The sequence below is a fragment of the Kribbella sp. NPDC050281 genome (assembly GCF_040655855.1).
Lineage (GTDB): Bacteria > Actinomycetota > Actinomycetes > Propionibacteriales > Kribbellaceae > Kribbella.
On the sequence record NZ_JBFAKS010000076.1, the window covers coordinates 9,038 to 19,248 of the forward strand.

The window sequence follows — 10,211 nt, forward strand, 5'->3', positions numbered from 1 at the left end:
CGTTTGCTGGGTTGGCCAACGAGACGGTGGGTTGGCCAACCGCACGCGGCTGGCCAGCCCACGGTTTGCTGGGCTGACCCAGCACTCCTGCACCTTCGCGGTCCCCGCCCGCCGCGTCTGCTGGGTTGGCCAACCGCACGCCGCTGGCCAACCCACGGTTTGCTGGGCTGACCCAGCACTCCTGCACCTTCGCCGCCCCCGCCCGCCGCGTCTGCTGGGTTGACCAACCGCACGCCGCTGGCCAACCCACCGTCTGGTGGGCTGACCCATCAAACGGCGGCCTGGGGCGGGACCTCGGGCCGGGTGGGGTCGGGCGGGGCCTCGGGTCGGGCGGGCCTCGCGCGGGGGTGGGATGGGTCAGGTGGGGGTGTTGGCGGGGTTGTCGAGGCGTTCGGCGGCGGGGGCTTCGGCGGTGGGAGGCTTGCGGGTGGTGAGGCGGCGGGCGATGGGTTCGGTGTAGCGCGCTGCGATCGGGCCGAGGATGACGAGGATCAGGACGTACGCCGTCGCCAGCGGGCCAAGCTTGGGTTCGACGCCGACCGCGAGGCCCGCGATCACGATGGAGAACTCGCCCCGGGCGACCAATGTGCCGCCGGCGCGCCAGCGGCCTGCTGATCCCACGCCGGCCCGGCGCGCGGCGTACCAACCGGTGAAGATCTTCGTGAGCGCGGTGAACAGCGCCAGGGCCAGGGCGATCGCGAGCACCGGCGGGATCTTCGCCGGATCGGTGCTGAGCCCGAAGAAGACGAAGAAGACCGCGGCGAACAGGTCCCGCAGCGGACTGAGCAGGTTCCGCGCGCCGTGCGCCACCTCGCCCGACAGCGCGATCCCGACCAGGAACGCACCGACCGCCGCCGACACCTGGAGCTTCTGGGCGATGCCCGCGACCAGCAGCGTCAGCCCGAGTACGACGAGCAGCAGCATCTCCGGGTTGTCCGAAGAGACCGCCCGGCTGATCACCCGGCCGTAGCGCAGCGCGAGGAACAGGACGACGCTGACGGTGCCGAGCGAGATCAGCAGCGTCATGCTGCCACCGGCCAGCCCGACACCCGCGAGCAGTGCGGTCAGGATCGGCAGATAGACCGCCATCGAGAGATCCTCGAGGACCAGGATCCCCAGCACCACAGGGGTTTCGCGGTTACCGAGGCGGCCGAGGTCACCGACCACCTTCGCGATCACGCCGGACGACGAGATCCAGGTGACACCGGCCAGCGCTACCGCGGCGGTCGGCCCCCAACCGAGCAGCAGCGCCACCGCCGCGCCCGGAATCGCGTTCAGCAGGAAGTCGACCGCGCCGGAGACGTACTGCGTCTTGAGCGTGCTGACCAGGTCCGATGCGGTGTACTCCAGACCGAGCAGCAACAGCAGCAGGATGACGCCGATCTCGGCGCCCGTGGCAACGAACTCCTCGCTGGCCGCCAGCGGCAGGAGACCACCATGCCCGAAGGCGAGACCGGCCAGCAGGTACAGCGGAATCGGTGAGAACCCGAGCCGGCCGGCGATCCGGCCGAGGATGCCGAGGGCCAGGATGACCGCGCCCAGTTCGATCAGCAGGGCGGTGAGGTTCTCGTGCATCTCACCCTCCCGCGATCAGGTCCGCGACGGCGTCCACGCCTTCGCGGGTGCCGACCACGACGAGGGTGTCGCCGATCGCGAAGCGGAAATCCGGGGTCGGCGACGGGGTCGCGCCGGTCCGCCGCAGGACGGCGACGATCGACGCGCCGGTCCGGCTGCGGGCCTGGGTGTCACCCAGCGTGCGGCCGCCGTACGGCGACTTGGCCGTGATCGGGATGTGCTCGGTGACGAGGTCGATCTCGATCTCGCCGCGGACCGGATCGAGCGGGGCGGGGATCAGCAGTTGGGCCAGAGCGGCCGCCTCACCGGGGTCGAGCGGGACCGAGTCCTTGCAGTTGTCGTCGTCCTCGGGATCGTGGAAGCCGAGGAACCGCCGCCCGTCGTTGCGCACCACCACGGAGACGTGTTTGCCGCCTTCGGTGATCAGGTCGTACCGGGTGCCGATCCCGGGCAACGTCGTCTTGGTCGGGCGGGCCTGCTGGTCCATGGTGCTCCGATCCGCGATAGCTGGCGTCTGCAACCATTGTCCCAAACCCTGAACCCCGTGTCCGGTCGCCGACTGTGATCTGTCCTGCACTCAGCTGCAGTGCAACTCGTTGCATAGGTAAGGTGCCGCCCATGGCGTTGGAGCACGCGATTCTGGTCTCACTGACCGAGCGGGCCGGGTCCGGGTACGAGCTGGCCCGGCGGTTCGACCGGTCGATCGGATACTTCTGGCCGGCCACCCACCAGCAGATCTACCGGGTGCTGCGCCGGATGGAGGAGGCCGGCTGGGTGAAGCACACCGAGATCGCGCAGGAGGGCCGCCCGGACAAGAAGATCTACCGCGTGTCCCCGGCGGGTCGCACCGAGCTCTCCCGCTGGCTGGCCGAACCCGAGGACCCCGCCGTACTGCGGGACGGCTTGGGCGTGAAGCTGCGCGGTGCGTCGCTCGCGCCGCCGGGCGCTGTCCTGCGGGAGGTGCAGCGGCACCGGGCGGAGCACGCGACCCGGCTCGAGCTGTACCGCGGGATCCAGCGACGGGACTTTCCGAAGCCGGCCAAGCTGAACGGCCGGGATCTGCATCAGTACCTCGTGCTCCGCGGCGGGATCCGGGCCGAGGAGTCGTTCGTGGCCTGGTGTGACGAAGTGATCGACGCACTGCGGAAGGACAAGTCGTGACCGCATACCCGCATCTGCTGGAGCCGCTCGACCTCGGTCACGTCGTACTGCCGAACCGGGTGATCATGGGCTCGATGCACACCGGCCTCGAGGACCGGTCGAAGGACCTGCCGAAGCTGGCGGCGTACTTCGCCGAGCGGGCGCGCGGCGGCGTCGGCCTGATGGTGACCGGCGGGTACGCCCCGAACCGCACCGGCTGGCTCACGCCGTTCGGCTCCGTGCTCACGAGCCGCCGCCAAGCGCGGAAGCATCGCGTCCTCACTGACGCCGTGCACACCGAGGGCGGCCGGATCGCTCTGCAGATCCTGCACGCAGGGCGGTACGCGTATCACCCGTTCAGCGTCTCCGCCTCCGCGCTCAAGGCACCGATCAATCCCTTCAAGCCGCGCGCCCTGTCCGACCGCGGCGTCCGCCGGCAGATCAAGGCGTACGTCGACTGCGCGGCTCTCGCCCGTGAGGCGGGGTACGACGGTGTCGAGATCATGGGGTCCGAGGGCTACTTCATCAACCAGTTCCTGTCCGAGCGCACCAACAAGCGGACGGATCACTGGGGCGGCAGCCCGGAGAACCGGCGCCGGCTCGCGGTCGAGATCGTCCGCCGGACCCGCGAGCGCGTCGGTGCCGACTTCCTGATCATCTACCGGCTGTCGATGGCGGATCTGGTCGAGAGCGGTCAGAGCTGGGACGAGGTCGTTGCGCTGGGCAAGGAGATCGAGGCGGCCGGTGCATCGATCATCAACACCGGCATCGGCTGGCACGAGGCGCGCGTTCCGACCATCGTCACGTCCGTGCCGCGCGCGGCCTTCACGAGCGTGACCGCGGCGTTCAAGCCGCACGTCACCGTCCCGGTGGTCACCTCGAACCGGATCAACCTTCCGCAGGTCGCCGAGGAGGTCCTCGCGCGTGGCGACGCCGACCTGGTCAGCATGGCCCGGCCGTTCCTGGCCGATCCGGAGTGGGTGCTGAAGGCAACAACCGATCGGGCCGACGAGATCAACGTCTGCATCGCCTGCAACCAGGCGTGCCTTGATCATGTTTTCGCCAAGCGGAAGGTGAGCTGCATGGTCAACCCCAGGGCCGCCCGCGAGACCGAGCTCCAGTTGCTGCCGACCCGTCGTACCAAGAGCATTGCAGTCGTCGGTGCCGGGCCGGCCGGGCTGGCCGCGGCGGTGACGGCTGCCGAGCGCGGGCACCAGGTCGAGCTGTTCGAGGCCGACGACGAGATCGGCGGGCAGTTCGGGATCGCGCAGCGGATTCCCGGCAAGGAGGAGTTCGCCGAGACGATCCGCTACTACCGGCGGCGGCTCGAGCTCACCGGCGTGAAGCTGCATCTCGGCCGGCGCGCGACTGTCGAGGACCTGGCCGGGTTCGACGAGATCGTTCTCGCGACCGGCGTCGTACCGCGAGTCCCGGCCATCCCCGGCATCGACCACCCGAAGGTGCTCTCGTACGTCGACGTCGTCCGCGACGGAAGGCCCGTCGGGGCGACGGTCGCGGTCATCGGCGCGGGTGGGATCGGCGTGGATGTCAGCGAGTTCCTGACGACCGAGTCCTCGCCCTCGCTCGATCTGGACGCGTGGAGGTCCGAGTGGGGCGTCGCCGATCCGACCCTCGTGCGCGGCGGACTCACCACACCCAAGCCGGAGCGGTCGCCGAGGCAGGTGTACCTGCTGCAGCGCAAGGCCGGGAAGATCGGCGCGGGTCTCGGCAAGACCACGGGCTGGGTCCATCGCGCGGCCTTGAAGAACAAGCAGGTTGAGCAACTCGGCGGGGTGAACTACGAACGCATCGACGACGACGGGCTTCACCTGACCTTCGGCCCGCAGCGCGAGAAGCCCCGCGTGCTGGCCGTCGACACGATCGTCGTCTGCGCCGGTCAGGAGCCGGTCCGCGACCTGGCCGAGGCCCTCGCAGCCACCGACCGCCCGGTCCACGTGATCGGCGGCGCCGACCTAGCCGTCGAACTCGACGCCAAGCGCGCCATCGACCAAGCCACCCGCCTCGCCGCGATTCTCTGACGGCCGGCGGGTGGCGGGTTGTTTGTTGGCTGGCGGGTTGTTTGTGCGGCAGCGGTGAAACAAGCCACCAGCCGGCGCGAGTGCGTGCAGGGCGACGGGCGGCGGCCGGACACCGAGTGGGGTCCGGCCGCCTGGTGGGGGGCACTGTCAGAGACAGCGCGCGGCCTTCTTGCCGTCGGGGGCGATGGCGAACCAGAGGTTGCCGACGCCGTAGCCGGCTGTCTGGCCGAGCTTCTTGTCCTTGTGGAAGTAGTACAGCGGCCAGCCGTTCAGGGTGACCTGCTTGCCTTCCGGCCGGTCGATCGTGCCGACCGACGCCCGGTTGATCTTCGAGCTCAGGACCTTGACACCCTTCTTGCCCGCCAGCACCGGCTCCCACTTCTTCGTGCACTCACCCGTGCAGCTGGTCCGCGACGGGCTGTTGGAGTCGTTGTCGAAGCGGTAGATCGTGCGTCCGGCCTCGTTGGTGACGAACGGCATGAACCCGTCGACCACGTTGACCGTCAAGGTCTGCACATCTTTCCGCACCGGCGTGGTGGTCTCGGTCGGCTTCGTCGACTTCGCCTTGCCACCCTCGGGGTTGACCGCGAACCAGAGTCCGCGCAGACCCTGACCGGCGAGTTCACCGAGCTTGAGGTCGCTCTTGAAGTAGTACAGCGGCCAGCCCTTCAGCGTGACCTGCTGGCCTTCTGGGCGGTCGATCGTACTGAACAGGCGCTCGTCGATGCCGCCGCCTTCGACCACGACACCGGACCCGGCCAGCACCGGCTCCCACAACTTGAGGCACTCGGCAAGGCAGGTGGACTTCGACGGGTTCGCGGAGTCGTTGTCGAACCTGTACACGGTGCGGCCGGTCGCGCTGGTGACGATCGGCGTCAGGCCCGGCACCTGCTGGACCTTCAGCACCTTCTGTTCCTGGTCGTTGTCCTGGCTGATGCCCTGGGCACCATTCGCCGGCTTCTGCTTGTTCTGCTGGGGTTCTTGAGTGGGCGACGTGCTGCCGGCCGAGGGGTTGTCGTCCGTGAACGCGCCGTAGATCGGCGACTCGCAGGCCGACAGCGACACGACGGCAGCAAGGGCGGTCAACGTCGCGGCGAGGTGCTTCTTCATCAGATCCTCCGAACCGTAAGGCGTTTGTTGTCTGTCTGTGTCACGGCGGAACACGTGCGCTCGGTGGGATCGGTTCAACACCAGCCGAAAATACTTGAGCACCCACACCATCGATTAGTTGCCCGAGGCCCTTATCTCACCGCCTCGGCCCGTGTCGCAGCGCACTAGGGCGCCACCCCCGAGTGCCCTAGTGCGCGCTGGCCCAGGACGTCCAGCCCAGTGCACTGTGTACGGCGTACGCGCACTAGCCAACGAGAGGGTGGACGAGATGACGAAGACTGTGCTGATCTCCGGTGCTGGGATCGCGGGACCGGCGCTGGCGTACTGGCTGCGCCGGCAGGGGTTCACGCCGGCGATCGTCGAGGTGGCGCCCGGTCCGCGGCCCGGCGGGCAGACCGTGGACCTTCGCGGGATCTCCAAACTGGTCGCCGAGCGGATGGGCCTGATGCCACAGATCGCAGCGCAGCAGCTGCACGAACGCGGTCTCGAGTACGTCCGGGCCAGCGGGCGCACGGCGGCGGCGATGCCGGCCGAGCTGCTCGACGGCGCCGGACCCGTCGCCGACGTAGAGATCCTCCGCGGCGACCTGGCCCAGATCCTGCACGACGCGACGACCGACGACGTCGAGTACCTGTACGGCGACTCGATCGCGGCGCTCGACGAGGACGCGACCGGCGTACTCATTACCTTCACGAGTGGGACGCGGCGACGGTTCGATCTGGTCGTCGGGGCTGACGGGGTGCACTCGCGAGTCCGCCGGCTCGCGTTCGGGCCCGAGGAGCAGTTCGTGCAGCACCTCGGCGGCTACACGTCGTACTTCAGCGTCGAGGCGCCGGAGCCGCTGAACCATTGGATGAAGATCTACTCGGCACCCGGCGGGCGCTGGGTCGGGCTGCGGCCGGACCACGACCCGGGCGTCGCGAAGGCGCTGCTGAGCTTCCGTTCGCCGGTGATCAGCTACGACCGACGGGACCTCGACGCGCAGAAGGCTCTGCTGGCGGAGCGGTTCGCGGGTCTCGGCTGGCACACCGAGCGCATCCTGGCCGGGCTGCGCGATGCGGACGACTTCTACTTCGACAGCACCAGCCGGGTCGTCGTACCGAAGTGGTCGCGCGGCCGGGTGGTCCTCGTCGGGGACGCCGGGTACTGCGGTTCGCCCCTCGCCGGGCACGGGACCGCACTGTCACTCGTCGGCGCGTACGTCCTGGCCGGGGAGCTAGCCGTCGCGGACGGCGATCACTCCCGCGCGTTCCCGGCGTACCAGGCCCGGATGCAGGCGTACGTCGACCAGCGGATGGAACTGCCGCCCGGTGGGATCACGATGGCCATGCCGATGACGGCTCTTGGGATCCGCCTGCGGGACACCTCGATCCGGCTCACGATGTCCCGCCTGTTCGCCGGCCTGCTGGCCAAGCTGGCCGTCGCCAAGCCCGACGCGATCCAGCTGCCCGACTATTCAGTCGAACGGGGAGACCCAGTCGGGATTGCGGCCGAGGAGGCCGAGTAGCTGGTCGAGGTCGGAGGCGTCGCCGGGGACCTTGACGCTGCGTTCGAAGGCGAGGCCCGGGCCGCGGGCGACGTCGGTGTCGGGGATCCGGCGCGCCAGGCCGAGCGCCATCTCGACCATGTCCGGCGGCGGGTCGTACGGGACGTCGATGGCGCGGGCCAGGTCCCAAGCGTGGACGACGCAGTCGAGCTGGTGGAAGGTCAGCGCGATCCGGCGCGGAAACGAGCCGAACTCGCGGACCTCCATCAGCCGGTCCAGCGCGCCGCCGTCGGCGAAGGCGTCCGCCACCCCGACGTTGGACCGCCGGTACGCACCGGCCGGATTGTCGCCGAGCCGGCCGCCGTTCCACGCCTGGACCGGGGCCGAGCCGTTCAGGGCCGCGGCCGCGAAGCCCTCGTTCTCGCTGACGATGTGGCGGAGCAGTCCGCGGACGGTCCAGTCCGGACAGGGCGTCGGGAACCACATGTGCTCCGGGCGGATCTGCATCACCACTTCGCCCAGAACTGCGCCGGCCCGCCGATCCAGATCCCGGATGTCCATCCGTGCTCCTCCCGTTGCCTGCCCAGGCGAGCATAGGCCGGACGAACCTGTTTCGGCAGGGACCTCGGTGGGCGCAAGGGACAACCCGCGTGGCCGGCGGGAGCTGCGGCGAGGCGGTCAGCCGGCTTTGGCGGCGGCCTTGGCGGCCTTCTTGAAGGAGCGGACCTCGAGCAGGGACTCGGCGTCGGTGACGTCGGCGATCGAGCGGCGGGCGCCGCGGTCGCCGTACGCGCCGGCCGCCTCGCGCCAGCCCTTGGGCTCGACCCCGCGCTGCTTGCCGAGGAGTGCGAGGAAGATCTTGGCCTTCTGCTCGCCGAAGCCGGGCAGGGCCTTCAACCGCTTGAGCACCTCGGGGCCGTCGGGCTTGGGCCGGCCCGCGGTCCAGATCCCCGCCGTCTCGCCGCCGTAGTTGTCGATGATGTGCTGGGCGAGCGCGTGCACCCGCCGGGCCATCGAACCGCCGTACCGGTGGATGGCCGGCGGGGTGACACAGAGTTCGACGAAGGTGTCGAGGTCGGTGGCGGCGATCTTGTGCAGATCGAAACCGTCCATCCGGTCGGCGATCTTCTGCGGGCCGGAGAACGCGTGCTCCATCGGGTACTGCTGGTCCAGGAGCATCCCGGTCAGCAGGGCGAACGGGTCATCGTTCAGCAGTTTGTCCGCGGCCGGGTTGCCGGTGAGGTGCAGTTCGCGCAGCATGACGCCCATCTTGACACGAACCGCGAGGTCCATCGAGCCCCGATTACCGGGCGGGAGTGCGGGTCCGCCAGAGCAGGTAGACGAAGTACGGCGCTCCGATCAGCGCGGTGAGCAGGCCGGCCGGGATCTGGGCCGGGGCCAGCAGGGTCCGGCCGAGGCTGTCCGCGAGGCTGACCAGGATCGCGCCGAGCAGCGCGGCCACCGGCAGGATCCGGGAGTGCCGTCCGCCGACCAGTGCGCGGGCCGCGTGCGGCGCGACCAGGCCGACGAAACCGACGACTCCGATCGCCGAGACCGCTGCCGCCGTCAGCAACGCCGCGCACAGCAGCGCCAGCAGCCGCGTCCGCTCCAGCCGTACGCCGAGAATCCGTGGCACGTCGTCGTCCAGCGCGAGCAGGTCGAGTTCGCGCCGTGCATGGACGATCAGCGGGGTGAAGACGAGCAGTGCGATCGCGACCGGTGCCACCTGCGGCAGGGTGCGTCCGTAGGTGCTGCCGGACAGCCAGGTCATCGCGAGGCTGAGGTTCCACGGGTCGGTGGCGACGATCAGCAGGGTGATGATCGCGGTCGCTCCGGACGAGACGCCGACGCCGATCAGGACCAGCCGGTCCGAACTCAGTCCACCGCGCCACGACACCAGGTAGACCAGCGCGAAGGTGCCGAGGGCCGCGATCGCGGCGACGCCGGACAGCAACCAGATGCTTGCCGACGGCAAGAGGATCAGTGTGGCGATCGCGCCGACGCCGGCGCCGCCGGTGATCCCGAGGATGCCGGGCTCGGCCAGCGGGTTGCGGCACACCGCCTGCACCGTCGTACCCGCGATGGCGAGGGCCGCTCCGCACAGTACGGCGGACAGGACCCGGGGGAACCGCTGGTCGAGGACGTAGGTGATCGCGCGACCGGAGCGTCCGTTGACCCAGTTGACGACATCGCCGGTGCGGAGGAAGGCGTCGCCGGTGAGCATGGCGAAGATGGCGCCACCGAGCAGCAGAACGACCAGGACGCCGGTCACGACGAGGAATGTACGCCGGCTGCGCAGCCCCGCGCTCGTGCCGCCGGGTGACCTGCTCGGACCGGAATCGCGGTATCTCCGTGCGAGCCAGACCAGGACGATCGCGCCGACCATCATCGTCATGATGCCGGTCGGGATCTCCACCCCGACTTGCCCGCCGAACGCGGCCCGCAGCGAGACATCGGACGCGAGCACGATGAGTACGCCGGCCAGGCCGGACAGTGGAAGCAGTACGCGATGCCGTAGCAGTCCGGGGACGAGTGGGGCTGCGAGCCGCACGAGGACTGGTGCGACCAGACCGACGAACCCGACCGGTCCGGCGAAGTCCCACCGTCTCCTGCATGGCGCTGAGGATAGCCTTACCTAATCTGACCTGTCAGCCTCAGGTCCACGCCGGGCTAGTGCGCGTACGATGTACACGCTCTACGGCCGCCGCTTCACGAGCACCGATGACGGCCTGGTACGGCGCCAACCGGTTCTCCCGGATGCGGGCACCGAGACTGCCCTCGTCGGCGTGCGCGACCTTGAGACGCTTTCATCAGAGGAGCAATCAGGAACGGATCAGACACAAGCTGCTGTCCAAGAAAGT

At 69.6% G+C, this 10,211-nt stretch carries 9 protein-coding genes; 3 read left to right on the forward strand and 6 right to left on the reverse strand.

Annotated features, from left to right (window positions below):
• Nucleotides 1-357: 357 nt before the first annotated feature.
• Nucleotides 358-1,575 carry a cation:proton antiporter gene (locus AB0I34_RS43075; protein ID WP_360458175.1) on the reverse strand — a complete coding sequence of 406 codons (1,218 nt, stop codon included), beginning with the start codon at nt 1,573-1,575 and terminating at the stop codon, nt 358-360.
• A gap of 1 nt (nt 1,576) precedes the next feature.
• Nucleotides 1,577-2,062 carry a TrkA C-terminal domain-containing protein gene (locus AB0I34_RS43080; protein WP_360458178.1) on the reverse strand — a complete coding sequence of 162 codons (486 nt, stop codon included), beginning with the start codon at nt 2,060-2,062 and terminating at the stop codon, nt 1,577-1,579.
• A gap of 131 nt (nt 2,063-2,193) precedes the next feature.
• Here AB0I34_RS43080 and AB0I34_RS43085 point away from each other — a divergent pair, with 131 nt between their 5' ends.
• Both AB0I34_RS43085 and AB0I34_RS43090 read left to right on the forward strand, forming a co-directional pair.
• Nucleotides 2,194-2,736, forward strand: coding sequence for a PadR family transcriptional regulator (locus AB0I34_RS43085; RefSeq protein WP_360458181.1), 543 nt, complete (start codon nt 2,194-2,196; stop codon nt 2,734-2,736).
• Entirely contained in the window at nt 2,733-4,754 is a 2,022-nt protein-coding gene (locus tag AB0I34_RS43090; RefSeq protein WP_360458184.1) for an NADPH-dependent 2,4-dienoyl-CoA reductase, read from the forward strand. The genes AB0I34_RS43085 and AB0I34_RS43090 overlap by 4 nt, the downstream gene beginning before the upstream one ends.
• A gap of 147 nt (nt 4,755-4,901) precedes the next feature.
• On the opposite strand, the gene AB0I34_RS43095 is transcribed toward AB0I34_RS43090, so the two are convergent.
• Nucleotides 4,902-5,864, reverse strand: coding sequence for a hypothetical protein (locus AB0I34_RS43095; RefSeq protein WP_360458186.1), 963 nt, complete (start codon nt 5,862-5,864; stop codon nt 4,902-4,904).
• Between the two features lie 268 nt (nt 5,865-6,132).
• Between AB0I34_RS43095 and AB0I34_RS43100 the strand changes: the two genes are divergently transcribed.
• Nucleotides 6,133-7,371 carry an FAD-dependent monooxygenase gene (locus tag AB0I34_RS43100; protein WP_360458190.1) on the forward strand — a complete coding sequence of 413 codons (1,239 nt, stop codon included), beginning with the start codon at nt 6,133-6,135 and terminating at the stop codon, nt 7,369-7,371.
• On the opposite strand, the gene AB0I34_RS43105 is transcribed toward AB0I34_RS43100, so the two are convergent.
• The 3 genes from AB0I34_RS43105 to AB0I34_RS43115 all read right to left on the reverse strand — a co-directional run bounded on the left by AB0I34_RS43105 (nt 7,321) and on the right by AB0I34_RS43115 (nt 9,901).
• On the reverse strand, nt 7,321-7,911 hold the full coding sequence (locus AB0I34_RS43105) for a TIGR03086 family metal-binding protein (RefSeq protein ID WP_360458193.1): 591 nt from the start codon (nt 7,909-7,911) through the stop codon (nt 7,321-7,323). The two genes, AB0I34_RS43100 and AB0I34_RS43105, sit on opposite strands and share 51 nt — an antisense overlap.
• Nucleotides 7,912-8,028: 117 nt before the next feature.
• Nucleotides 8,029-8,610, reverse strand: coding sequence for an HhH-GPD-type base excision DNA repair protein (locus tag AB0I34_RS43110; protein WP_360458196.1), 582 nt, complete (start codon nt 8,608-8,610; stop codon nt 8,029-8,031).
• A gap of 43 nt (nt 8,611-8,653) precedes the next feature.
• Nucleotides 8,654-9,901 carry an iron ABC transporter permease gene (locus AB0I34_RS43115; RefSeq protein WP_360458199.1) on the reverse strand — a complete coding sequence of 416 codons (1,248 nt, stop codon included), beginning with the start codon at nt 9,899-9,901 and terminating at the stop codon, nt 8,654-8,656.
• Nucleotides 9,902-10,211 lie beyond the last annotated feature (310 nt).